A 22,189-nucleotide genomic window follows, 5' to 3' on the forward strand; every position below is an offset into this window, starting at 1 on the left:
AAGCCATAAAAAAGATTGCTTATGAACACTCTTGCTGAAGATAATGATATTTTTGATATTTGTATAGTCGGTGCCGGTATGGCTGGCGCTACAATTGGCGCATATCTCGCACCTAAAGGCATTAAAATTGCACTTATAGATAGAGAATATACTGAAAAAAGGCGCATCGTGGGCGAGCTTTTACAGCCTGGAGCAGTGGAAACTCTGAAAAAAATGAATCTAGAGCATTTGCTCGAAGGCTTTGATGCGCAACCCGTTTATGGTTACGCACTATTTAATAATGGTAAGCAGTTTTCTATTTCATATAATCCAGATGACAGCACTAACTATCATGGTGTCGGATCACATAACGGCCGTTTTTTACAAAAGATTCGTGCAGATGTACTAAACAACGAGAGTGTTACTCAGATTCACGGTACCGTTTCTGAGCTTGTGGAAGATAGCAAAGGCGTGGTCACAGGTGTCAAATATCGCGAAAAACACACCAGGGAATTCAAAACCGTCAAGGCAAAACTGACTATTACCAGCGATGGTTTCTTTTCCAGCTTTCGTAAAGATCTGAGCAATAATGTTAAAACGGTGACTTCGTTTTTTATTGGCCTGATATTGAAAGACTGCGAACTCCCTTTTCCTAATCATGGCCACGTTTTTTTATCTGCCCCGACCCCCTTTATCTGTTATCCGATTTCCAGCACTGAGACACGCTTACTGATTGACTTTCCCGGGGAAAAAGCACCTAAAAAAGATGATATACGGAAGCACGTCCTGACTAAAGTCGCGCCATTCTTACCGGCAGAGTTTAAAGAATGCTTTACCAACGCGATGGCTGAAAATGATTTTAAAGTCATGCCTAACCACTATATGCCCGCAAAACCGGTACTGAGAGAAGGCGCGGTACTCTTAGGCGACGCCCTAAACATGCGCCATCCTATTACCGGCGGGGGCTTGACTGCTGTTTTTAGTGATGTCTATCTACTGAGCACCCATTTGCTGGCAATGCCTGATTTTAATGACCCTAAACTGTTACATGAAAAACTGGAATCATACTATCAGGATCGATACCACGCCAATACCAATGTCAATATTATGGCCAATGCACTCTACGGAGTAATGTCCAACGACCTGCTTAAACAAGGAGTATTTGAATACTTGCGTAAAGGTGGCGATAATTCAGGTGGCCCTATCTCCTTGCTAGCGGGTCTTAACAAAAACCCTACTTCGCTAATCAAGCATTTTTTCAGTGTCGCATGGCTGTGCATTATCAATCTGACCGAGAAAAACAAAATGAACCTAGCTAATGTTTTTCATATTATTAAAGATGCTTTTTGCATCATCAAGCCATTAGCCGTTCATGAACTTCGCCCTAGCTCATTTTACAAGAAAAATATCCAGCACTAATGCAACGAATAAAAGACCGAATTCGCGACATTCCTGACTTTCCGAAGCCTGGAATTATATTTAAAGACATCACACCATTAGTAAAAGACCCTTCCACCCTAAGCTTCGCCGTAGCACAACTAACCCAGCCTTTTCGTGAGCGTAACATCACTGCCGTTGCCGGCATGGAAGCACGAGGCTTTATTTTCGGCTCACTGGTTGCCTGGGAACTTAAACTTCCATTTATTCCTCTAAGAAAACCAGGGAAACTGCCTTATGATGCGCAAAGTGTTTCATATGACCTGGAATATGGCACTGCCAGCCTGGAAATTCATGCCGATGCCCTCGATAAAGATGATCGGGTTCTATTAATCGATGACCTACTCGCAACAGGCGGTACGGCAAAGGCAAGCTGCGAGTTGGTGGAGCGACTAGGCGCGACTGTGGAAGCACTGGCCTTTATTATCGAATTAGATTTTATCAATGGCCGGGAAAAGCTGGAAAATTACGAAATACATAGTTTATTACATTACTAACACATCGCAACATAGTAATGCCCGAATTACCTGAAGTTGAAACGACCTTACGTGGCATCAGCCCACATATTAAAAATCAGCTCGTTAGCAAAGTGATTATACGTCAGCCTAAACTGCGCTGGCCTATACCTGCCGAACTCCCCGATTTAATAGAACAGCACACTCTTCTAGATCTTAGCCGCAGAGCAAAATACCTGTTACTCCATTTTGACACAGGTACTTTATTAATCCACTTGGGCATGTCTGGTAGCCTGCGAGTAATCACTGAAAAAACGCCAGTAGCCAAACATGATCATTTCGAAATCGTGTTTGCACATAATAAGAGTATCCGCCTAACCGATCCACGACGCTTTGGCGCAGTCTTATGGCTAGGCATAGAACCCTTTCAACATCGTTTACTCAGCAAATTAGGCCCCGAACCATTAAATGAGCAATTAACCGGATTGTACCTCTACGAGCAGTCCCGACAGAAAAAAGTTAGCATCAAGCAGTTTTTAATGAACCAGAATATTGTTACCGGTGTGGGCAATATCTATTGCACAGAAGTGCTGTTTTACGCAAGAATAAGCCCTGTGCGTGCGGCTGGCAATATCTCCTTAAAGCGCTACAATATTCTGGTTGCGCAGATAAAAAACACGCTTAACCAGGCAATTGAACAAGGTGGCACCACATTACGTAATTTTGTAGGGGGCGATGGCAAACCGGGATATTTTAAACTGCAGCTTAGCGCCTATGGCCGCTCGGGACAACCCTGCAAACAATGCGCACGACCACTCATAGAAATCAAACAGGCACAAAGAAGCACAGTTTATTGCACCCACTGTCAAACCTGAAACACACACTCACTACACGACAATGACTGAAGTAGATTTAAGTAAACAAAAAGTAAATCAGGAAACATCCAAAATTCCCTGGTCTGAACTGCAGCGCTTTTTTGCCCAAGGCCTAGCCGTTAGTGTAGAGCCGGAACTCGATCTAGTAGACGTAGCAGATGCTTTTTCCAAAGATGATAAAACCCAGGTAGAGTTATGGATGCAAAACCAGCAAGTACATCTTGTAACTGACCAGCAGGCTGCATTATGGATAGAAAATGATGCGCTGATTTGGGCTGTGGTTATTAAGACCTGGGTATTGGTTCAAGCGTTTTAACACAAAATAGAGTATCCCCCCCTCCTAGACGATAAGAGAATCAATAGGTTCAGATCTTTACTTTTGCCGCAAAAATAAAGATCTGACACTATTGTGATGTCCTTTTATATTTTTAGCGCGCTACGCGCTAATAGCAACTAACGCGGTCAGGCGCGCCATGCTACCTCACGAAATTCCGGGACTCCTGTCGCCATAGTTCGTTCACCTACGCAGCGGATGGGAGATGCCCTGAACGCCCTGCGTCCGCAACGACTACGCACAAAAGCAGCTTCGTCATTACTACCTCACTGGCTGGACGGCTTATTCGGAATGCAATTCTTGCTCCTCTCGCGTGCTGCTAGCACACGTCGAATCAGCGAATTGCCCTGTCGCCTATCAGGGACTAAAAATCACCACTTCGCTAAGCTCCGTTTCCATGATTTTCAGCGAATGTAGTCTGCTGCTGTTTTATTTTGGAACGTTTATACCAACTAAACCACAAGCTCAGTAAAAGTATAGCAATCATTATCCACCAGTACACTGCTGGGTCACTGGGTTTTCCATCGGGTGTTTTCCCGATTTACGAGTGCTGCTGAACAACCTTACCCAACACCTGTTCACGTACAAACTCCCCTTCCACGGGCACTTTGTCCATACGCATGATAAGCAAAAGAATAACCTCCCGATTGGGTCGTTTGTGTAAACACGCCACCATAATCACCGTCATTTTCTGCACCATCGTGATGATTACCATCGTCCTTTAAAGTAACGATATTTGCCATACTACCGTTCGGATAGGTTGGCGTTACGTCGATAGAAGTACCATGAACCGGGGCACCTTCCTCTACCAAAGTCACATTAAGTTGAATCGGATCCCCCACATAGATTGGTTGCGGTGCAACATAAGCAAACATCCGTAAGTTACTACCCGCTGAAACAGCTATGGCATAATTAATGGGTTTACTACTTTTTTCATGGGTGAAGGAGTCGTTTTTTCTATTGTAACTCAAGTAGTAACCATCGTGCCGCACGCGCACATGCCAGGTGCCACTATAGCGTTCAGGGTGATCCGATGGTAAAGTCAGTTTAAAAATCCGAGTGGTGGGTAAATCTTCCACCAATTGCCCAAAACCCGCTGGAGGAGCCTCGTTTGGATAGACTGTGCCATCTGGCGCAATGACTCCATAAAGTAACACACCTCGCATGAAGATGAGTACGATGGTAACCTCTTTGTCGGCTGGAATCAGTGGGAATAGGGTTTCAAATGTCTCTCCAGGATGGATTGTATATAAGGGGGCAAGTACGGTTTGATTACCCAGAATAGTACAGGCGCGCCATGCTACCTCACGAAATTCTGGGACTCCTGTCACCAACATTCATTCGCCTACGCAGCGAATGGGAGATGCCCTGGTCGCCCTGCGTCCGTCTCAACTACGCACAAAACCCTGCTCAGTTAAGACTACCTCAAATGGCTGGACGACTATTCGGAATGCAATTCTTGCCTCCCTCGCGCGCTACTAGCGCACTTCGGATCAGCGAATTGCCCTGTCGCCTACCAGGGACTAAAAATCATCACTCCGCTTAGGCTCCGTTTCCCTGATTTTAACCCATCTTCGTCACTTTCATCTTTCTAAGCCATTGATTCATCGGTTTAAGCGATTTTTTGTCGAAAAATTCTCTTTAAAATCAATGGTGTTTTTTTTGAAAGTTTTGTAGTGCCATTTATATTATTTTTGTCGATAAATTCATTGACTTTTGTCAAAAAAATCATCATTATTTGAGTGTAATTTACATGCGACAAAAATACTCTAAAAAATCCAACGTTTTATACAAAAACACAAAATCTGTAGTGCCAACTGGCTACTTTTTAAAATTTCAACCAATTGATTTATAACAACTACATCATCAATAGTGACGAAGATGGGTTAAGCGGTTGCCGCCTGGAGAAAAAATTTCTCTAAATCAAATTGGCTTAATCCCGTAAGATTTCCTGTATTAACGCTACTGCCACCCGAAGTATTAGCAATATTCGTTAACCTAACAAAATCTACATCCTCTGCCCTTCCCAAAGCCACGGAATGCACACCAATACCAGCAGGCACTTGAACTGTATCTAAATCAACCGACCCATTGGCTGTTTGAGCAGAAACATTGTCTTTACCATCAGTGACGAGCAATACCGCTCTCACATCACGGGCACCATCATTCAGCTCGTTAAACCCTGTCAATAGGCCAGCGGCAATGGAGGTTTCTCCAGACGGATTTAGATCTGGTGTTTGATTGACAAGATCAAGCAAGGTTTGTCTATTTTGAATATTCAACTCTATTCGCGGCTGGATCAATGTACTCTCTGTGTTATAAGAGACAAGCGCTATACGGTCATTGACATCTGGTCGCATCAATTTAATAAACAATTCGCTAGCGTTTCTTAGTGAACTACTCTTAGTGCCGCCTGTCACTGGATCATTCATACTGAATGAACGATCAAGCACCATAGCCACATCAAGCGTTTTTCCCTGAATAACATCTCCGGACAAAGCAACATCTCGATTTCCTGCAGTAGGATCATTAATATTAGTAATCTCCAAGTCACCTGTATAGGAGCCGCCAAGCGGTGCTGTACCAGTAAAGCTTACTCTGTAAATATGCTCAGAAGAGGGAGGAATGGTAAAATTTCTCGCCCCCCCCTTTGCCCTACTCCAGGCTGATCGGTTTGATCGGTAAAACCGTAACGTTCATTACCTGTAACCTCCAGCGTAAATGTCAGGTCTGCATCACCATCGTTGGTAATACGCACTCCCTTACCAAAACGATAACCCTGCTCAACTTCACCATATTCCAATGGACTCCAGGCGCGCCATGCTACCTCACGAAATTCCGGGACTCCTGTCGCCATAATTCGTTCACCTACGCAGCGGATGGGAGATGCCCTGAACGCCCTGCGTCCGCCGCTGAAAATCCTGGAAACGGAGCTTTAGCGAAGTGAAGATTTTTAGTCCGCGATAGCCGTAGGGCCGTTATTTTGTCGGAGTCTGAGCGTTAGCGAAGGTGGAGACAAAATAAAAGGCCATCCGACACGGCGTCAAGTCATTTGGAGCCTATGTTCCGACCCCTTGTTGGGTCGGGACGAGGTGACGAGGACGAATCGGGGCCGCCGGAGGCATAAGTGGTCGCGTTAAGTTTTTGCTGCTTGCTTGGGCTGGGATGCCCAAAACAAGCTTTCGCAAAAATAGCGACTCCCCGAAACGACTACGCACAAAAGACGCTTCGTCATTACTACCTCACTGGCTGGACGGCTATTCGGAATGCAATTCTTGCTCCTCTCGCGTGCTACTAGCACACGTCGAATCAGCGAATTGCCCTGTCGCCTATCAGGGACTAAAAATCACCACTTCGCTAAGCTCCGTTTCCATGATTTTCAGCGAGTGTGGGATCTAAACCAAATTGTGGTCTCGGAATATGCCCCTCGCCACCTAATGTGATCAGTTGATTACTATTGTTTGGGTCATTGGTGGTTATTGTTAATTGGTCGGGAACAGGCGCGCCATGCTACCTCACGAAATTTCGGGACTCCTGTCGCCGTAATTCGTTCACCTACGCAGCGAATAGGAGATGCTCCAGCTGCCCTGCGTCCGCCACAGACTGAGCACAAAGCAGCTCAGTCATGGCTACCTCAAATGGCTCTACGGCTATTCGGGATAAAATTTTAGCCTCCCTCGCGCGCTATCGCGCACTTCGGATTGGCAAATTTCCCTGCGCCTTCTGGAGACTATCAGCCCTTCCGGGGCTGACAGCGATTGAGCCTCCATAGTGGGCGAAAAAGAGACCTGAAAATCTTAGTCGACTATGTCGGTGCCAAGGTGACAGGAAAAGCCGCTGGTGCCAGTGTATACACCGCTAACCCAGGCGGTGTTATATTTGTGATGAGCAAGTTAGATTCGCCTTGATTAGTTACCGTAAAACTCCTACTATCTGAACCACCAACATTAACTTGTCCAAAATTCAGTCCAGTGGCACTATATACCGCTTGAGGAACAGGATCCCTCGATTCAGCAATACAGTTAATATTATTTGGACCTACGGCAGGATTACGTGTAATCATCATATTATTAATCGTTGCTACTTGCCCAGGTAGATTGGAATGGTTTAAAGTCACAACAACCTGCGCTGAATTTCCTGGGTTCAGTGTCAATGGTGGCGTAAAACCCACCGTAGCGCAATTAACCGTATTCGCAATATTGGTAATCGTCACTGGATCATCGAAAGATTGTCCTGGATTACTGAGTATCACTGTCAATTGTGGCGACGCATTATTAGCAACCAAACCAAAATATAACGTTTGAGGTGTTACTGTCAAATTTGCTTCAGGTAAAGGACAAACTACTACAATATCCTGAAAATTTTGGTTGTGACGAGTTAATGTTAACCCGTCTGCCATGCCATCCTGTCCCGTGACTCTTGCAATAAATTGATCACCTGAAACACTACTTTGAGGTTGCATTTCACACAAACTGGCACCATTGTCTCCTCTGAATAAAGCGATATTAAACACATTATCATTAGCCGACGGGGCTTCTATCGTAATTGTAAACAGAATCAGGTTATCGGCACTTTTTAAAAGTTGACTGCTCGGGGCGTTGAGGGCAAACGTGTCATGATCCAAAAGCGTTATCGTAGAATCGTCACTGTCTAATTTTTTAAAGACTATGTTTTCCTTGGAACTAGTATTGTTAGACCATGAAAAGCTGACAATCACGCCATCAGTCATCAGTGTTCCCATTGAAAGAAGAAGTACCTAAACAAAGCAGCCTATAACCTACCTGAAGGTAGCACCACTCGAATATTTCCATCTTTTTGATTTTAATCACTTATAACAGCAAATAAACACTCTGTAGGCACCGTAAAAAAACAACAAATAATTTCAAATAAAGCTTGCAATTGCCGAAAAAAGTTTTCTAAAAATTTCCGTTTTAATCACCTCATAAACGGATATCACCCATGCTTAAAGACCTACCACTCTCTGAACATATTCACCAACACTGCAATGAAAGTATGGAACGTGCCCTGTTAGCAGAGCGTCATCCTTTGTGGGCTCGTTCATGCCCAGAGTTGAAGGATATATCGACTTTATTCGCCTTGGGTTATTACGCTGTATCAGTGTAGTCGATAGTGGTCGCCATTTCCTCCAAACCAATGAACAGATTTATGGCCAGCTGCTTCCCCACTCAACGTATTTTAAATCACTGAAGTCGCATAGACGAACAAGTATGCTTGAGGCATTTGAACAGCAGAGCTATCATCTTCACGCTGAAACACTGCTATCGCAAGGCATTGATTATCTTAAAGCATTCCCAGAACTTGACGAATACACCATAGAAGCAGCGGATGGACATTTTATTGATCATGCCTGCCATACTGAAAAAAACAGCAATCGGGGAGTCGCTATTTTTGCGAAAGCTTGTTTTGGGCATCCCAGCCCAAGCAAGCAGCAAAAACTTAACGCGACCACTTATGCCTCCGGCGGCCCCGATTCGTCCTCGTCACCTCGTCCCGACCCAACAAGGGGTCGGAACATAGGCTCCAAATGACTTGACGCCGTGTCGGATGGCCTTTTATTTTGTCTCCACCTTCGCTAACGCTCAGACTCCGACAAAATAACGGCCCTACGGCTATCGAGGACTAAAAATCATCACTTCGCTTAGGCTCCGTTTCCCTGATTTTCAGCGGGGGAAAGTTTATGCGGCCGGGGGGATTTACGCGTTGAATCTCAGAAGTGGGTTGCTCAGATTTCTTTGTCTGGTGACAAACGGAACTCAGAGACATCAAGAAATACCTGTGTTACGAAATCATATTGAAAAGCAAAACAGCGGGGAGTCGCTATTTTTGCGAAAGCTTGTTTTGGGCATCCCAGCCCAAGCAAGCAGCAAAAACTTAACGCGACCACTTATGCCTCCGGCGGCCCCGATTCGTCCTCGTCACCTCGTCCCGACCCAACAAGGGGTCGGAACATAGGCTCCAAATGACTTGACGCCGTGTCGGATGGCCTTTTATTTTGTCTCCACCTTCGCTAACGCTCAGACTCCGACAAAATAACGGCCCTACGGCTATCGCGGACTAAAAATCATCACTTCGCTTAGGCTCCGTTTCCCTGATTTTCAGCGAGGGAAATAACAGCTCTCAGAAACATCTCTATGTCTACGATAAAGCCGTCACCGACTTTGTCTGGTGGGATCGGCAGAAACGACATGCTAATTACATGATTTCAATGCTAAAAGAAAATTCAATTGCGACTCTGGTTGAGTCTATCCCTTTTGACTCCCGCCATGAGATCAATACAGGGGTTGAAGCATACAGTGTGTACGAAAACAAGGGCATCAAATTTAACGTGGTGGATTACCGTGATCCAGAAACCGGAAAACTTCACCGGTTTGTGACAACCTTGCCAATGACTATTAACCCTTGAACCATTGCCATGCTGTATTTCAAGCGATGGACGATTGAAAAGACATTCAATAACACTAAAAGTAATTTCAAGGAAACTAAAGCTTGGTCTTCCAATACCCGCTCACTTGAAAATCAAATGCGCCTGACTGCAATGAGCTATAATTTAATGTGCGTGTTTGAAGAGATTTCAAAAACACAACAGCCAGAATTGATTCATCCATCGGATAAAAAATATAGCGAGGCTCTGGAGATAAGGCAGCAACAGGCTCAAAAACGAGATCGTTTTGTGAATCCATTATTTTTCCAGGCAAGAATATCTCGTATCAGCTCGTATACCATTCGGGCAGTTCAAAACGCAATAATAACAGGTCGGGGAGTCGCTATTTTTGCGAAAGCTTGTTTTGGGCATCCCAGCCCAAGCAAGCAGCAAAAACTTAACGCGACCACTTATGCCTCCGGCGGCCCCGATTCGTCCTCGTCACCTCGTCCCGACCCAACAAGGGGTCGGAACATAGGCTCCAAATGACTTCAGGCGCGCCATGCTACCTCACGAAATTCCGGGACTCCTGTCGCCGTAATTCGTTCACCTACGCAGCGAATAGGAGATGCTCCAGCCGCCCTGCGTCCGCCACAGACTGAGCACAAAGCAGCTCAGTCATGGCTACCACAAATGGCTCTACGGCTATTCGGGATAAAATTTTAGCCTCCCTCGCGCGCTATCGCGCACTTCGGATTGGCAAATTTCCCTGCGCCTTCTGGAGACTATCAGCCCGTCCGGGGCTGACAGCGGACGCCGTGTCGGATGGCCTTTTATTTTGTCTCCACCTTCGCTAACGCTCAGACTCCGACAAAACAACGACCCTACGGCTATCGCGGACTAAAAATCATCACTTCGCTTAGGCTACGTTTCCCTGATTTTCAGCGAATGTCTTTACAGTGCTTTATGAGCTCTCTTGTGGCGAGGTTAGTTTCACGGCCTCAATTGATAGGGGAACACTGATGCCATCAGTACCAATAAAAGCATAAGAAGCAGGCGCGCCATGCTACCTCACGAGATTCCGGGACTCCTGTCGCCATAATTCGTTCACCTACGCAGCGGATGGGAGATGCCCTGAACGCCCTGCGTCCGCAACGACTACGCACAAAAGCCGCTTCGTCATTACTAACTCACTGGCTGGACGGCTATTCGGAATGCAATTCTTGCTCCTCTCGCGTGCTGCTAGCACACGTCGGATCAGCGAATTGCCCTGTCGCCTATCAGGGACTAAGAATCACCACTTCGCTAAGCTCCGTTTCCATGATTTTCAGCGACTGAATGGGGTCTTCAAAGTCGGCTGGCTTAGAAATAATGACGTCTTGCATACCTGGTCGAGTAATCCTGAAACCTGCATCATGTCGGCTCAGGGCGTAATCCCCACAGGCGCGCCATGCTACCTCACGAAATTCCGGGACTCCTGTCGCCATAATTCGTTCACCTACGCAGCGGATGGGAGATGCCCTGAACGCCCTGCGTCCGCAACGACTACGCACAAAAGCCGCTTCGTCATTACTACCTCACTGGCTGGACGGCTATTCGGAATGCAATTCTTGCTCCTCTCGCGTGCTGCTAGCACACGTCGAATCAGCGAATTGCCCTGTCGCCTATCAGGGACTAAAAATCACCACTTCGCTAAGCTCCGTTTCCATGATTTTCAGCGTGAGAGGCCATCGCTGCAGTATTGAATATCACTTGTGTATTGATCGACCCAACCACTGGACTCAATGCCAGCACCTTGCCTGCGTGTAATAAGACAATCAATACAACAAATGATATTAAGCGATTTTGAAATAAAATAACGATTGATTTCATGTTGAGACCTTCCTTAATAACGCAACGCGGTTATTGTTGTTTTAGAAAAAAATCTAGGTGCAAAGTTGAGGAGATTTTTTAAAACGCTAACACACTTGCCGCACGAATGGCCTCCTTGTTATGAAAAAGGGACAGGAAACAATAATCCCTAGATTCAACCAATAACTGCAACTGGTGCGTTAACATCGCTACTGCGGTGGATTGGGTCACAATAAACACAAATGAAGAAACAATATCACTGCATATTCATATGAACTATAACAAAGATAAGCATATCTGAAAGAAATTACTGATTCAGGCGCGCCATGCTACCTCACGAAATTCTGGGACTCCTGTCGCCATAATTCGTTCACCTACGCAGCGGATGGGAGATGCCCTGAACGCCCTGCGTCCGCAACGACTACGCACAAAAGCCGCTTCGTCATTACTACCTCACTGGCTGGACGGCTATTCGGAATGCAATTCTTGCTCCTCTCGCGTGCTGCTAGCACACGTCGAATCAGCGAATTGCCCTGTCGCCTATCAGGGGCTAAAAATCACCACTTCGCTAAGCTCCGTTTCCATGATTTTCAGCGTACGATAGCGTGAAATTTTGAGATATGAACTAAATTGGGAGTTTTCGAGAATGGAAAGTCAGATTACTATCACTTTGATAGAAACAAAAAAGGGCTATCTAAATAAATAGATAGATAACCCTTTCTTTTGTATGGCGTCCCCAGGGGGGTTCGAACCCCCGTTACCGCCGTGAAAGGGCGGTGTCCTAGGCCTCTAGACGATGGGGACTAAGAACTTTTTTGTCAGCGCGTAGCGCTCTTCCTTTTTAAAATAAAATAGCTTTTACAAGCCTAAACTCAATTCCTATGAGTTTATGTAATGGCGTCCCCAGGGGGGTTCGAACCCCCGTTACCGCCGTGAAAGGGCGGTGTCCTAGGCCTCTAGACGATGGGGACTAAGAACTTTTTAAACTAAGTATTTGGTGGAGCCAGGCGGGATCGAACCGCCGACCTCAACACTGCCAGTGTTGCGCTCTCCCAATTGAGCTATGACCCCTTAGTTGAGTCCGACAATTATACACCATAATCATTAGCTGTCTAGCTTCTATTTTCTTTAATATAGTTAATTGCCTGCTGTAAACGCAGCAAGGTTTTATCCCTACCCAACAAGGCTAAAGTAACATCAATAGAAGGCGACATGCCTATGCCACAGACAGCTACACGTAAAGGCTGAGCCACTTTCCCCAGTTTTAATTCCAGCTGCTCTGCAATCTGCAAAACCAGTGCATGCAAGGTATCGCCTTGCCAATCAGACAACTCACTAAATGCATCAAGTAGAGCCTGTAAAACCTCGTCCGTTCCTTGCTTGAAGTTCTTCTTTGCGGCCTTGGCATCATATTCAGTAAAATCCTGATAAAAGTAGATACTGGCATCTGCCATTTCCACCAGGGTTTTACTCCGTTCCCGCTGCGCCTTAACAATATCAACTAATGCCGGACCTTGTGTTGCCACATCTATTCCGCGTTGCTGCATATGCCATTCAAGATGCCCAGCAACCAGCTCTGGCTCAGCATTCATAATATATTGATGATTAAGCCATATTAATTTTTCAGTGTTAAAGGCTGAAGCGGAAACATTCACCTTGCTTATATCAAATAACTCGATCATTTCTTCCCTGGCAAATACTTCCTGATCACCATATGACCAGCCTAATCTCACCAAGTAGCTCAATAATGCTTCAGGCAAAAAACCATCATCCCGATACTGCATCACCCCAACCGCCCCATGACGCTTTGATAATCTGGCACCATCATCACCTAATATCATCGGTAAATGCGCATAACGAGGTAATTCAGCGCCCAGTGCCTTTAAAATATTTATTTGTCGCGGGGTGTTATTGACATGATCATCACCACGTATCACATCGGTAATCCCCATATCCAGATCATCCACGACGACCGTTAGATTATAAGTAGGTGTACCGTCAGTCCGCGCAATAATCAGATCATCCAGTTCTTTATTGGCAACCACAATTTCACCCTTTACCAGATCATTCAGCACCACCTCACCCTCCTCTGGATTTCGAAAACGCACCACCCGGTTCATTCCCTCTTGCTGCTCAGTATTATCACGACATTTACCGTTATAGCGCGGCTTTTGCTTATCTGCCATCTGCTGCTCACGCAACGTATCTAATTCTTCTTTTGAGCAATAGCAGTAATATGCATCCCCTTGGTCAATTAACTGCTGAATAACCTCAGCATAACGATCAAATCGCTGCGTCTGATAATAAGGCCCTTCATCATAATCAAGGCCTAGCCATTGCATACCCTCAAGAATTGCATTTACCGACTCCGGTGTGGAGCGTTCTATATCAGTGTCTTCGATACGTAATACAAAAGTGCCATTATTTTTTCTGGCATGTAACCAGGAAAATAATGCCGTGCGTGCACCACCTAAGTGTAAGTATCCTGTTGGGCTAGGTGCAAAACGTGTTTTCATTGTCATAAGTCTATTGCTGTTTTAAAAATCGCTTGGAATATTCTACCGGAATTTGTTTAGAGGCCATTAGCCGCCGCTGTCAGCCCCGGACGGGCTGATAGTCTCCAGAAGGCGCAGGGAAATTTGCCAATCCGAAGTGCGCGATAGCGCGCGAGGGAGGCTAAAATTTTATCCCGAATAGCCGTAGAGCCATTTGTGGTAGCCATGACTGAGCTGCTTTGTGCTCAGTCTGTGGCGGACGCAGGGCGGCTGGAGCATCTCCTATTCGCTGCGTAGGTGAACGAATTACGGCGACAGGAGTCCCGGAATTTCGTGAGGTAGCATGGCGCGCCTAATATTTTTATAATTAAAAGCCACACTACCCTCGCTGAAAATCAGGGAAACGTAGCCTAAGCGAAGTGATGATTTTTAGTCCGCGATAGCCGTAGGGCCGTTGTTTTGTCGGAGTCTGAGCGTTAGCGAAGGTGGAGACAAAATAAAAGGCCATCCGACACGGCGTCAAGTCATTTGGAGCCTATGTTCCGACCCCTTGTTGGGTCGGGACGAGGTGACGAGGACGAATCGGGGCCGCCGGAGGCATAAGTGGTCGCGTTAAGTTTTTGCTGCTTGCTTGGGCTGGGATGCCCAAAACAAGCTTTCGCAAAAATAGCGACTCCCCGATTGACGCATCATTTCTACCTAGAATAGCTAATGCCGTACCATGCTGTTGTGCAGCTGCTTTTTCGTACCACTGAGTCGCCGTGTTAACGTTCTGTTTCACACCTAAACCACGGTCATAGAGTGCCGCCATAAACACTTCGGCCTCTACCATCCCCTGATTTGCCGCTTTTAACATCCATTTTGCCGATTGCGCTGCATCTTTCTTGGCTCCATTCCGGCCTAATTGGTACATAGCCCCCATCTGCGCTTGCGCCAAAGAGTCCCCCAGCTCGGCTTTTTTCTCAATATCCGAAAATGTACCTGCTATACTATTCATGCTGAACATCAATAAACAGCCCAAAACCATTGTTTGTATTATTCTCATTTATACCTCTTTTAGTAAAATAACTTGCATATCTATTATCTAAAGTTTCCCAATTATTGAGTAGCTGAAATACACAATGCTGGTGTATCGAGGTTTATTTTAGGTGGTTTTGCCATGTTTATAGCAAACCCCTACTTAATTCCCCTTAGGCAATAGCATTTGAAACGAATGAAAAGACTATTTTTCATATAGTTGTAGCATAGTTTCAATTTTACCATAAATAATTATTGGGAAACTTCAGTTATTTCATGCTTAACTTACAAATTGAAAGTGTTAAAATAACTGTTACATTCACTTTTTCCGGAGAGAACATATGCTAAAAAAAATAATCATTCCTATCGCATCCATTACAGGCCTTGCCCTGTTATCAGGTTGCGCAACTGAACCAACATCGTATCCAAATTTTACAGCTGCCCCAGTTGCACAAGCAACGTCAACAGCACAGTTTAAGCAAAAAACAAATACTGTTTTTGTTGTTTTAGACGCATCTTCATCTACTAACGTCACGTATGATGGCAACGACTCAGGCGATTCAAAGTTTGATGTTGAAAAACAGACATTGTACCGCTTAAACAAAACCATCCCAGCAAATATTAATCTTTCTACCGGAATACAAAGCTTTGGCTCTGGACATTGTTTAGACTGGAGTTCTACCAAAGTTGATCAGGGCGTTACCAGACATTCTGCCAAAAACTTTCAGGCTGGTCTCGACCAGGTACAATGCGCAAGTGGCGGCTCTCCAATGAATAAAGCTATTGCCGAATCATCGGCGGAGCTTGAAAAAGCAAACGGTAACATTGCCTTATTAATCCTCAGTGATGGCCAGCAGATCCCTGATGGTACACTTGCTGAAGCCCAGGCGCTAGAAGATAAATTTGGTCAGCGTCTATGTATCTACTCAATCTGGGTAGGCAACAGCTACGATACATCTGGACAAGTTGTGCTACAGGAATTATCTAATATTTCCAACTGCGGAAACAGTGTAAATGTTGCTGACGTGACGTCAAGCACAGGCATGGCCGGTTTTGTAGAGGGTCTGCTATATACTAAAATGGCAGCTACTTCTCATGTAGTTACTTCAAGAGATAGCGATGGTGATGGTGTTGATGATGCTTATGATAAATGTAAAAACACTCCAGCTGGCGCAGTCGTTAATTCGCAAGGCTGCTGGTCATACAATAGTGTAGATTTCGGATTTGATTCTACAAAAATCACTCCAGCTTTTGAACCTCTTTTCAAAAATGCAGTTGAGACCTTAAAAAAGAACCCAAACATGACTGTTCAACTTGAAGGTCATACTGACAGCACTGGCCCTGAAGCCTATAACATGGGTCTTTCAGAGCGCAGAGCGCAGGCTGTTAAAAACCACTTGGTAGAGCAAGGCATTGATGCCAGCCGCTTAACCACTAAAGGTTTTGGTGAAACAAACCCTATTGCACCAAATGATACTGCTGAAGGGCGTGCAAAAAACCGTCGCGTAGGATTTAGCATTACTGCTAGATAAAAACCCCAGGTAATTCAAAAAGCCCCCCCCCCTAACACTGTTTATTGTTAGGGGACTTTTTTTGAATTAGCACAAACAATTAAAACCCAATTCTAAACCTGAAGTTTCCCAATTATTGAGTAGCTGAAATACACAATGCTGGTGTATCGAGGTTTATTTTAGGTGGTTTTGCCATGTTTATCATCAGTGTTCCCCTATCAATTGAGGCCGTGAAACTAACCTCGCCACAAGAGAGCTCATAAAGCACTGTAAAGACATTCCTGTTATTATTGCGTTTTGAACTGCCCGAATGGTATACGAGCTGATACGAGATATTCTTGCCTGGAAAAATAATGGATTCACAAAACGATCTCGTTTTTGAGCCTGTTGCTACCTAATCTCCAGAGCCTCGCTATATTTTTTATCCGATGGATGAATCAATTCTGGCTGTTGTGTTTTTGAAATCTCTTCAAACACGCGCATTAAATTATAGCTCATTGCAGTCAGGCGCATTTGATTTTCAAGTGAGCGGTATTGGAAGACCAAGCTTTAGTTTCCTTGAAATTACTTTTAGTGTTATTGAATGTCTTTTCAATCGTCCATCGCTTGAAATACAGCATGGCAATGGTTCCAGGGTTAATAGTCATTGGCAAGGTTGTCACAAACCGGTGAAGTTTTCCGGTTTGTGGATCACGGTAATCCACCACGTTAAATTTGATGCCCTTGTTTTCGTACACACTGTATGCTTCAACCCCTGTATTGATCTCATGGCGGGAGTCAAAATGGATAGACTCAACCAGAGTCGCAATTGAATTTTCTTTTAGCATTGAAATCATGTAATTAGCATGTCGTTTCTGCCGATCCCACCAGACAAAGTCGGTGACGGCTTTATCGTAGACATAGAGATGTTTCTGAGAGCTGTTATTTCCCTTGTTTTGCTTTTCAATATGATTTCGTAACACAGGTATTTCTTGATGTCTCTGAGTTCCGTTTGTCACCAGACAAAGAAATCTGAGCAACCCACTTCTGAGATTCAACGCGTAAATCCCCCCGGCCGCATAAACTTTCCCCTTGCTGTTTTTTTCAGTATGGCAGGCATGATCAATAAAATGTCCATCCGCTGCTTCTATGGTGTATTCGTCAAGTTCTGGGAATGCTTTAAGATAATCAATGCCTTGCGATAGCAGTGTTTCAGCGTGAAGATGATAGCTCTGCTGTTCAAATGCCTCAAGCATACTTGTTCGTCTATGCGACTTCAGTGATTTAAAATACGTTGAGTGGGGAAGCAGCTGGCCATAAATCTGTTCATTGGTTTGGAGGAAATGGCGACCACTATCGACTACACTGATACAGCGTAATAACCCAAGGCGAATAAAGTCGATATATCCTTCAACTCTGGGCATGAACGAGCCCACAAAGGATGACGCTCTGCTAACAGGGCACGTTCCATACTTTCATTGCAGTGTTGGTGAATATGTTCAGAGAGTGGTAGGTCTTTAAGCATGGGTGATATCCGTTTATGAGGTGATTAAAACGGAAATTTTTAGAAAACTTTTTTCGGCAATTGCAAGCTTTATTTGAAATTATTTGTTGTTTTTTACGGTGCCTACAGAGTGTCTATTTGCTGTTATAAGTGATTAAAATCAAAAAGCAGGCGCGCCATGCTACCTCACGAAATTCCGGGACTCCTGTCGCCGTAATTCGTTCACCTACGCAGCGAATAGGAGATGCTCCAGCCGCCCTGCGTCCGCCACAGACTGAGCACAAAGCAGCTCAGTCATGGCTACCACAAATGGCTCTACGGCTATTCGGGATAAAATTTTAGCCTCCCTCGCGCGCTATCGCGCACTTCGGATTGGCAAATTTCCCTGCGCCTTCTGGAGACTATCAGCCCGTCCGGGGCTGACAGCGATGGAAATATTCGAGTGGTGCTACCTTCAGGTAGGTCATAGGCTGCTTTGTTTAGGTACTTCTTCTTTCAATGGGAACACTGATGATGTTTATAGCAAACCCCTACTTAATTCCCCTTAGGCAATAGCATTTGAAACGAATGAAAAGACTATTTTTTTTCATATAGTTGTAGCATAATTTCAATTTTACCATAAATAATTATTGGGAAACTTCAGTTCTAAACTTTACCCCCGCACCATCAGGTGACGTTTCCATTTCTGTATTTTCATTATGAGGCCTTTCGAAATGCGCCTCAAGCTCTATCCTAGAAGCCTCTTCTTCTGAAGCAAAAATACCTCGTAAAGGTTCTTTGCTCTGTTTAGCAAAGTTATTAGAAAAACGATTCAGTTCCAGCAGATCAAAATTAAGTGAAAATCCAGCTCTGGGCGCACTTCCCAGTCGCCTCCATCATTAACCGGCTGCTCCACTGATTCACCAGTAAGCTGCGGTTCTTTATCCAACTTTTACTGCTTTTTCTTGGCGGCGCCTACATCTTCCACTGGCGAATCGATAGCATGATTAACAATGCTGTTTCTTTTTCCTGCCTCAACACCTTCTTCACAAGCACTCAGGCAAAGAACGCTGCTAACAATCAAGCCACTACCTATTAAGCTGGGCCTCTTCATCCTTAGCAACCACCATTAATTTTTAACATCAATAACTTTCAGGCCGCCCATATAAGGCTGCAATACTTCAGGAATAACAATATCTCCTGCGGCTGTCTGATAATTTTCCATAATGGCAACTAAAGTTCGCCCGGCAGCCAGGCCAGAGCCGTTGATGGTATGCACTAACTCCGGCTTTCCAGTTTCCGGGTTACGCCACCGCGCTTTAAGGCGTCGTGCCTGAAAATCGTTGAAATTACTGCATGATGAAATTTCTCTATACGTATCTTGCCCAGGCAACCAGACTTCCAGGTCATAAGTTTTAGTCGAGGAAAAGCCGGTATCACCGGAGCATAACAAGACTTTACGATACGGCAGTTTTAATTTCTTCAGGATATTTTCAGCATGATTAGTCAGCTCTTCATGCGCCTGCTCAGATTCGCTAGCTTTAACAATCTGTACTAGTTCAACTTTTTCAAATTGATGCTGGCGAATCAAACCACGTACATCCTTTCCATAAGCACCCGCCTCACTACGAAAACACGGTGTATGACAAACCATTTTGACTGGCATTTCAGCATTATCAACAATTTCATTACGCACGATATTGGTAACCGGCACTTCTGCCGTCGGAATTAAATATAAATCCGGATCGCTACTGACTTTAAACAAGTCATCAGCAAATTTTGGTAACTGCCCAGTACCATACAAACTATCGGCATTAACAATATAAGGCACATAGGTCTCTGAATAACCGTGCTCATTCGCATGGGTATCTAGCATAAATTGTATAATCGCCCGTTGCAGGCGAGCAATATTGCCTTTTAATACAACAAATCGGGCACTCGTAATTTTTGCAGCTACTTCAAAATCCATCCCTTTATGCAAAGCACCCAGAACAACGTGATCTTTGATCTTAAAGTCAAATACTGGTAATTCACCCCAGCGGCTGATTTCCACATTATCATCCTCATCATTACCCGCTGGTACTGATGCATCTAGAATATTAGGCAAACCTTCCATCAGGTTTTTCATTTGCGCCTGAATATCAGAAAGTTCTGTTTCTGCAGCTTTTAATTGCTCACCTAAGCCTTGGACTTGGTCTAGCAATGGCTGTACATCCTCTCCTTTTGCTTTGGCTTTTCCGATGGATTTAGAGCGCAAATTACGTTCATTCTGTAGCTCCTGAGTTTTAACCTGAACTGCCTTACGCCTATTTTCCAAACCCGTATAAAAATCTACATCAAAGTCAATCGCACGCCTTTTTAATTGCGCCTGTACGAACTCAAGCTCTGATCTAAATAAATGAGGATCTAACATAATTCTTTGTAACCTTTAAACATATAAGTACTATTACTAGCAATGATTATCCTGAAAACCGCAGTTGACCGCTATATAACATTGTAAACCGCTGAATATTAAAAATAATGATCGTAAAAACCTGTCACCTACTGGGTGAGCATCCTCCGCTGCACAGTTTTGTGAATAAATCTGTGCTCAACTGCGGTTTCTAGGATTATAGAGGAAATCCAGTAGAGGCTATACTATTACCTACGTAAATACCAGACAATAAAAAAGGACTACGAATAGTCCTTTTATTTATCGCCTGAATGGGTGGATTATTTAAGAGAGTAGTGACATTAATAACTTCATTAGCAAGGCGGTTAATGAAATACTGGCAACCACCAACCAGAACCCTTTTTGCCACCACCAATGCTTTTCGCGTTGAGCGCATTCTGCATACTTTTATTCAAACTCGTCAGGCGCGCCATGCTACCTCACGAAATTCCGGGACTCCTGTCGCCGTAATTCGTTCACCTACGCAGCGAATAGGAGATGCTCCAGCCGCCCTGCGTCCGCCACAGACTGAGCACAAAGCAGCTCAGTCATGGCTACCACAAATGGCTCTACGGCTATTCGGGATAAAATTTTAGCCTCCCTCGCGCGCTATCGCGCACTTCGGATTGGCAAATTTCCCTGCGCCTTCTGGAGACTATCAGCCCGTCCGGGGCTGACAGCGCATGCCATAGCTGCTGCTGGGTCAGCATCTTGTTTAATTCTAATTTTATATTTTGATCTGTCATCGGTCTACCGCCCACCTTTCCTGGATAATTCTATCATATTTGATGTTAGCGTACCGCAGTAATCTACCAGCTATATTTCCTAACTAACAAACCCAGCTAGACTGCAAATACACAGGCACAGACACTGACACTGACACTGATTAATATATTTAGTGCGGCCTTAAGCAAATTGCCCTGTTCAATCAAATACAGGGTTTCCAATGAAAATGTAGAGAACGTTGTAAACGAGCCGAACAAGCCAACTAGAATTGCCGAGCGGTATTCCATAGCAATTGCAATACGCTGCAAAACTAAAACTTCGGTTAACAAGCCGATTAAAAAAGAACCCAGTACATTAACGGTTAAGGTGCCATAGGGGAAACCTCGCCCTAAGCATTGATAAACTTCCGCTTGAAACTAAAAAAAGCAATACAGTGCCACAAGCACCGCCTAATGCAATTGCAATGAATGGATTCATTTAACTTGCTCTAGATTTTAATAAAATGCTCGCGATAATGCTTGAGTTCTTCTATCGATTCGAGCACATCATCCAGCGCTTGATGGGTTTCTTTTTTCTGCACCTTGGCAAACACATCAGGTGCCCAGCGCTGGGCAAGTTCCTTAATTGTCGACACATCGATATTACGATAATGAAAGTATTTTTCCAGTGCTGGCATATAATGGTACAAGAACCGCCTATCCTGGCCTATGCTATTACCACACATAGGCGATTCACCCACACCAACCCACTGCTGAATAAATGCCAGTGTTTGCCGCATTGCATCTGCTTCATTTACGTCTGACGCTTTAACTCGCCCAATTAGACCCGATTTGCCATGATGCTGCTGGTTCCAGTCGTCCATCGCAGCAAGTGCCTGATCGGTCTGATGTATCGCCAGCACGGGGCCATTTGCTAGAACGTTTAAATATTGATCAGTAACTACCGTTGCTATCTCGATAATCAGGTCATTATCCGGATCCAGTCCGGTCATTTCCAAGTCGAGCCAAACCAGATTTTCTTGCTGTTGTGCCATTTAGCTATCCATAATTGATATTTTGTTGCGCTGAATTGTAGCATTGGCTATGGTGTATAGCCATAGCATATCCGCTATTGAGACCCTTCGCTACTGCACAGAATTTCCTGCGTAACTGTGTAAATTCAGTTGCAATTTTGTCATCCGCTTTGTCGATCAGCATTTATTCACAGCAATTTTAACAAAATAATGCATAATAAT

General features: G+C 44.6%; 40 protein-coding genes, 3 tRNA genes and 2 pseudogenes. 21 read left to right on the top strand and 24 right to left on the bottom strand.

All coding sequences use genetic code 11. From position 1 onward, the window contains the following. The first annotated feature begins 21 nt into the window (after positions 1-21). The 5 genes from K6984_RS08655 to K6984_RS08675 all read left to right on the top strand — a co-directional run bounded on the left by K6984_RS08655 (position 22) and on the right by K6984_RS08675 (position 3,497). The gene (locus K6984_RS08655; protein WP_221895363.1) at positions 22-1,398 is read left to right on the top strand and encodes an FAD-dependent monooxygenase; all 1,377 of its coding nucleotides are present in this window, start codon (positions 22-24) and stop codon (positions 1,396-1,398) included. Further along, complete coding sequence (locus K6984_RS08660; protein WP_221895168.1) at positions 1,398-1,913, top strand: adenine phosphoribosyltransferase; 516 nt, start codon at positions 1,398-1,400, stop codon at positions 1,911-1,913. Before K6984_RS08655 ends, K6984_RS08660 begins: the two co-directional genes overlap by 1 nt. A gap of 17 nt (positions 1,914-1,930) precedes the next feature. Further along, positions 1,931-2,746, top strand: a complete 816-nt coding sequence (mutM, locus tag K6984_RS08665) for a bifunctional DNA-formamidopyrimidine glycosylase/DNA-(apurinic or apyrimidinic site) lyase (protein WP_221895169.1) — start codon at positions 1,931-1,933, stop codon at positions 2,744-2,746. 22 nt (positions 2,747-2,768) lie between these two features. Further along, on the top strand, positions 2,769-3,062 hold the full coding sequence (locus K6984_RS08670) for a DUF2288 domain-containing protein (RefSeq protein WP_221895170.1): 294 nt from the start codon (positions 2,769-2,771) through the stop codon (positions 3,060-3,062). Positions 3,063-3,278: 216 nt separating this feature from the next. Then, complete coding sequence (locus K6984_RS08675; protein ID WP_221895171.1) at positions 3,279-3,497, top strand: hypothetical protein; 219 nt, start codon at positions 3,279-3,281, stop codon at positions 3,495-3,497. Between the two features lie 161 nt (positions 3,498-3,658). On the opposite strand, the gene K6984_RS08680 is transcribed toward K6984_RS08675, so the two are convergent. Beyond that, positions 3,659-4,417, bottom strand: a complete 759-nt coding sequence (locus K6984_RS08680) for a choice-of-anchor X domain-containing protein (RefSeq protein ID WP_221895172.1) — start codon at positions 4,415-4,417, stop codon at positions 3,659-3,661. A 19-nt stretch (positions 4,418-4,436) separates the two neighbouring features. Between K6984_RS08680 and K6984_RS32930 the strand changes: the two genes are divergently transcribed. Then, positions 4,437-4,562 carry a hypothetical protein gene (locus K6984_RS32930; protein ID WP_263458686.1) on the top strand — a complete coding sequence of 42 codons (126 nt, stop codon included), beginning with the start codon at positions 4,437-4,439 and terminating at the stop codon, positions 4,560-4,562. A 404-nt stretch (positions 4,563-4,966) separates the two neighbouring features. Here the strand turns inward: K6984_RS32930 and K6984_RS08685 are convergent, their stop codons facing one another. The 3 genes from K6984_RS08685 to K6984_RS32935 all read right to left on the bottom strand — a co-directional run bounded on the left by K6984_RS08685 (position 4,967) and on the right by K6984_RS32935 (position 6,268). Beyond that, positions 4,967-5,629, bottom strand: a complete 663-nt coding sequence (locus tag K6984_RS08685; protein ID WP_221895173.1) for a vWA domain-containing protein — start codon at positions 5,627-5,629, stop codon at positions 4,967-4,969. Between the two features lie 44 nt (positions 5,630-5,673). Continuing rightward, the gene (locus tag K6984_RS08690; protein ID WP_221895174.1) at positions 5,674-5,937 is read right to left on the bottom strand and encodes a hypothetical protein; all 264 of its coding nucleotides are present in this window, start codon (positions 5,935-5,937) and stop codon (positions 5,674-5,676) included. 202 nt (positions 5,938-6,139) lie between these two features. Further along, positions 6,140-6,268, bottom strand: a complete 129-nt coding sequence (locus K6984_RS32935) for a hypothetical protein (protein WP_263458596.1) — start codon at positions 6,266-6,268, stop codon at positions 6,140-6,142. On the opposite strand from K6984_RS32935, the gene K6984_RS08695 reads away from it, so the two are divergent. Beyond that, positions 6,246-6,479 (top strand): hypothetical protein, encoded by a 234-nt coding sequence (locus tag K6984_RS08695; RefSeq protein WP_221895175.1) that lies wholly within the window; start codon positions 6,246-6,248, stop codon positions 6,477-6,479. The genes K6984_RS32935 and K6984_RS08695 overlap by 23 nt on opposite strands. 67 nt (positions 6,480-6,546) lie before the next feature. Here K6984_RS08695 and K6984_RS08700 read toward each other — a convergent pair whose 3' ends face one another. Continuing rightward, positions 6,547-6,693, bottom strand: coding sequence for a hypothetical protein (locus tag K6984_RS08700; protein WP_221895176.1), 147 nt, complete (start codon positions 6,691-6,693; stop codon positions 6,547-6,549). A gap of 12 nt (positions 6,694-6,705) precedes the next feature. Between K6984_RS08700 and K6984_RS08705 the strand changes: the two genes are divergently transcribed. After that, positions 6,706-6,852, top strand: a complete 147-nt coding sequence (locus tag K6984_RS08705) for a hypothetical protein (protein ID WP_221895177.1) — start codon at positions 6,706-6,708, stop codon at positions 6,850-6,852. A 33-nt stretch (positions 6,853-6,885) separates the two neighbouring features. Here K6984_RS08705 and K6984_RS08710 read toward each other — a convergent pair whose 3' ends face one another. After that, a complete protein-coding gene (locus K6984_RS08710) occupies positions 6,886-7,821 on the bottom strand; it encodes a choice-of-anchor D domain-containing protein (protein WP_221895178.1) in 936 nt (311 codons plus the stop codon). A gap of 218 nt (positions 7,822-8,039) precedes the next feature. Here K6984_RS08710 and K6984_RS08715 point away from each other — a divergent pair, with 218 nt between their 5' ends. The 7 genes from K6984_RS08715 (at position 8,040) to K6984_RS08745 (ending at position 10,485) form a co-directional block, all read left to right on the top strand. Next, complete coding sequence (locus tag K6984_RS08715; RefSeq protein ID WP_221894278.1) at positions 8,040-8,204, top strand: hypothetical protein; 165 nt, start codon at positions 8,040-8,042, stop codon at positions 8,202-8,204. Next, a complete protein-coding gene (locus tag K6984_RS08720) occupies positions 8,141-8,629 on the top strand; it encodes a hypothetical protein (protein ID WP_221895179.1) in 489 nt (162 codons plus the stop codon). Before K6984_RS08715 ends, K6984_RS08720 begins: the two co-directional genes overlap by 64 nt. A 172-nt stretch (positions 8,630-8,801) precedes the next feature. Then, positions 8,802-9,053, top strand: coding sequence for a hypothetical protein (locus K6984_RS08725; protein WP_221895180.1), 252 nt, complete (start codon positions 8,802-8,804; stop codon positions 9,051-9,053). 244 nt (positions 9,054-9,297) lie between these two features. Next, positions 9,298-9,504 (top strand): hypothetical protein, encoded by a 207-nt coding sequence (locus tag K6984_RS08730; RefSeq protein ID WP_221895181.1) that lies wholly within the window; start codon positions 9,298-9,300, stop codon positions 9,502-9,504. Between the two features lie 9 nt (positions 9,505-9,513). Continuing rightward, a complete protein-coding gene (locus tag K6984_RS08735; RefSeq protein ID WP_221895182.1) occupies positions 9,514-10,011 on the top strand; it encodes a hypothetical protein in 498 nt (165 codons plus the stop codon). 131 nt (positions 10,012-10,142) lie between these two features. Next, a complete protein-coding gene (locus K6984_RS08740; RefSeq protein ID WP_221895183.1) occupies positions 10,143-10,319 on the top strand; it encodes a hypothetical protein in 177 nt (58 codons plus the stop codon). After that, positions 10,288-10,485 (top strand): hypothetical protein, encoded by a 198-nt coding sequence (locus K6984_RS08745; RefSeq protein ID WP_221895184.1) that lies wholly within the window; start codon positions 10,288-10,290, stop codon positions 10,483-10,485. The genes K6984_RS08740 and K6984_RS08745 overlap by 32 nt, the downstream gene beginning before the upstream one ends. A 5-nt stretch (positions 10,486-10,490) precedes the next feature. On the opposite strand, the gene K6984_RS08750 is transcribed toward K6984_RS08745, so the two are convergent. After that, the gene (locus K6984_RS08750) at positions 10,491-10,628 is read right to left on the bottom strand and encodes a hypothetical protein (RefSeq protein ID WP_221895185.1); all 138 of its coding nucleotides are present in this window, start codon (positions 10,626-10,628) and stop codon (positions 10,491-10,493) included. On the opposite strand from K6984_RS08750, the gene K6984_RS08755 reads away from it, so the two are divergent. Further along, complete coding sequence (locus tag K6984_RS08755) at positions 10,585-10,800, top strand: hypothetical protein (RefSeq protein WP_221895186.1); 216 nt, start codon at positions 10,585-10,587, stop codon at positions 10,798-10,800. The genes K6984_RS08750 and K6984_RS08755 overlap by 44 nt on opposite strands. Here the strand turns inward: K6984_RS08755 and K6984_RS08760 are convergent. Continuing rightward, positions 10,743-11,015: a hypothetical protein gene (locus tag K6984_RS08760; RefSeq protein WP_221895187.1), complete on the bottom strand. Its 273-nt coding sequence runs from the start codon at positions 11,013-11,015 to the stop codon at positions 10,743-10,745. The two genes, K6984_RS08755 and K6984_RS08760, sit on opposite strands and share 58 nt — an antisense overlap. Between K6984_RS08760 and K6984_RS08765 the strand changes: the two genes are divergently transcribed. Beyond that, a complete protein-coding gene (locus K6984_RS08765) occupies positions 10,972-11,271 on the top strand; it encodes a hypothetical protein (protein ID WP_221895188.1) in 300 nt (99 codons plus the stop codon). The two genes, K6984_RS08760 and K6984_RS08765, sit on opposite strands and share 44 nt — an antisense overlap. Before the next feature lie 427 nt (positions 11,272-11,698). Then, a complete protein-coding gene (locus tag K6984_RS08770; RefSeq protein WP_221895189.1) occupies positions 11,699-11,917 on the top strand; it encodes a hypothetical protein in 219 nt (72 codons plus the stop codon). A 124-nt stretch (positions 11,918-12,041) separates the two neighbouring features. On the opposite strand, the gene K6984_RS08775 is transcribed toward K6984_RS08770, so the two are convergent. The 8 genes and pseudogenes from K6984_RS08775 to K6984_RS32950 form a co-directional block, all read right to left on the bottom strand. After that, positions 12,042-12,117, bottom strand: a tRNA-Glu gene (locus K6984_RS08775). Between the two features lie 91 nt (positions 12,118-12,208). Continuing rightward, a tRNA-Glu gene (locus tag K6984_RS08780) sits at positions 12,209-12,284 on the bottom strand. 24 nt (positions 12,285-12,308) lie between these two features. Beyond that, a tRNA-Ala gene (locus K6984_RS08785) sits at positions 12,309-12,384 on the bottom strand. A 41-nt stretch (positions 12,385-12,425) separates the two neighbouring features. Then, a complete protein-coding gene (gene gltX / locus K6984_RS08790) occupies positions 12,426-13,835 on the bottom strand; it encodes a glutamate--tRNA ligase (RefSeq protein ID WP_221895190.1) in 1,410 nt (469 codons plus the stop codon). A gap of 50 nt (positions 13,836-13,885) precedes the next feature. Beyond that, entirely contained in the window at positions 13,886-14,035 is a 150-nt protein-coding gene (locus K6984_RS08795; RefSeq protein WP_221895191.1) for a hypothetical protein, read from the bottom strand. Between the two features lie 152 nt (positions 14,036-14,187). Next, positions 14,188-14,316: a hypothetical protein gene (locus K6984_RS32940; protein WP_263458687.1), complete on the bottom strand. Its 129-nt coding sequence runs from the start codon at positions 14,314-14,316 to the stop codon at positions 14,188-14,190. Positions 14,317-14,343: 27 nt separating this feature from the next. Further along, positions 14,344-14,472, bottom strand: coding sequence for a hypothetical protein (locus K6984_RS32945; protein ID WP_263458596.1), 129 nt, complete (start codon positions 14,470-14,472; stop codon positions 14,344-14,346). A gap of 69 nt (positions 14,473-14,541) precedes the next feature. After that, positions 14,542-14,853: pseudogene (locus tag K6984_RS32950) on the bottom strand (tetratricopeptide repeat protein); the annotation flags it as partial. Positions 14,854-15,166: 313 nt separating this feature from the next. On the opposite strand from K6984_RS32950, the gene K6984_RS08805 reads away from it, so the two are divergent. After that, positions 15,167-16,357 carry an OmpA family protein gene (locus tag K6984_RS08805; protein ID WP_221895192.1) on the top strand — a complete coding sequence of 397 codons (1,191 nt, stop codon included), beginning with the start codon at positions 15,167-15,169 and terminating at the stop codon, positions 16,355-16,357. A 183-nt stretch (positions 16,358-16,540) separates the two neighbouring features. Here the strand turns inward: K6984_RS08805 and K6984_RS08810 are convergent, their stop codons facing one another. From K6984_RS08810 to K6984_RS08825, 5 genes are all read right to left on the bottom strand, one after another. Then, entirely contained in the window at positions 16,541-16,699 is a 159-nt protein-coding gene (locus K6984_RS08810; protein WP_221893805.1) for a hypothetical protein, read from the bottom strand. 27 nt (positions 16,700-16,726) lie between these two features. Further along, positions 16,727-16,849 (bottom strand): hypothetical protein, encoded by a 123-nt coding sequence (locus K6984_RS32955; protein WP_263458688.1) that lies wholly within the window; start codon positions 16,847-16,849, stop codon positions 16,727-16,729. Then, positions 16,840-17,739, bottom strand: a complete 900-nt coding sequence (locus tag K6984_RS08815; protein WP_221895193.1) for a transposase — start codon at positions 17,737-17,739, stop codon at positions 16,840-16,842. Before K6984_RS08815 ends, K6984_RS32955 begins: the two co-directional genes overlap by 10 nt. Beyond that, positions 17,676-17,840: a hypothetical protein gene (locus tag K6984_RS08820; protein ID WP_221894278.1), complete on the bottom strand. Its 165-nt coding sequence runs from the start codon at positions 17,838-17,840 to the stop codon at positions 17,676-17,678. Before K6984_RS08820 ends, K6984_RS08815 begins: the two co-directional genes overlap by 64 nt. A 113-nt stretch (positions 17,841-17,953) precedes the next feature. Beyond that, on the bottom strand, positions 17,954-18,103 hold the full coding sequence (locus tag K6984_RS08825) for a hypothetical protein (RefSeq protein WP_221895194.1): 150 nt from the start codon (positions 18,101-18,103) through the stop codon (positions 17,954-17,956). Between the two features lie 12 nt (positions 18,104-18,115). On the opposite strand from K6984_RS08825, the gene K6984_RS08830 reads away from it, so the two are divergent. Beyond that, positions 18,116-18,367: a hypothetical protein gene (locus K6984_RS08830; protein ID WP_221895195.1), complete on the top strand. Its 252-nt coding sequence runs from the start codon at positions 18,116-18,118 to the stop codon at positions 18,365-18,367. Positions 18,368-18,927: 560 nt separating this feature from the next. Here K6984_RS08830 and serS read toward each other — a convergent pair. Beyond that, positions 18,928-20,211 carry a serine--tRNA ligase gene (gene serS / locus K6984_RS08835; protein WP_221895196.1) on the bottom strand — a complete coding sequence of 428 codons (1,284 nt, stop codon included), beginning with the start codon at positions 20,209-20,211 and terminating at the stop codon, positions 18,928-18,930. 568 nt (positions 20,212-20,779) lie between these two features. Here serS and K6984_RS08840 point away from each other — a divergent pair. Beyond that, entirely contained in the window at positions 20,780-21,037 is a 258-nt protein-coding gene (locus tag K6984_RS08840; protein ID WP_221895197.1) for a hypothetical protein, read from the top strand. A gap of 52 nt (positions 21,038-21,089) precedes the next feature. Here the strand turns inward: K6984_RS08840 and crcB are convergent. Further along, a pseudogene (crcB, locus tag K6984_RS36060) lies at positions 21,090-21,432 on the bottom strand (fluoride efflux transporter CrcB); the annotation flags it as partial. Positions 21,433-21,442: 10 nt separating this feature from the next. Beyond that, positions 21,443-21,988 (bottom strand): oligoribonuclease, encoded by a 546-nt coding sequence (gene orn / locus K6984_RS08850; protein WP_221895198.1) that lies wholly within the window; start codon positions 21,986-21,988, stop codon positions 21,443-21,445. Positions 21,989-22,189 lie beyond the last annotated feature (201 nt).

The sequence above is a fragment of the Bathymodiolus japonicus methanotrophic gill symbiont genome (genome assembly GCF_019721995.1).
Lineage (GTDB): Bacteria > Pseudomonadota > Gammaproteobacteria > Methylococcales > Methylomonadaceae > Methyloprofundus.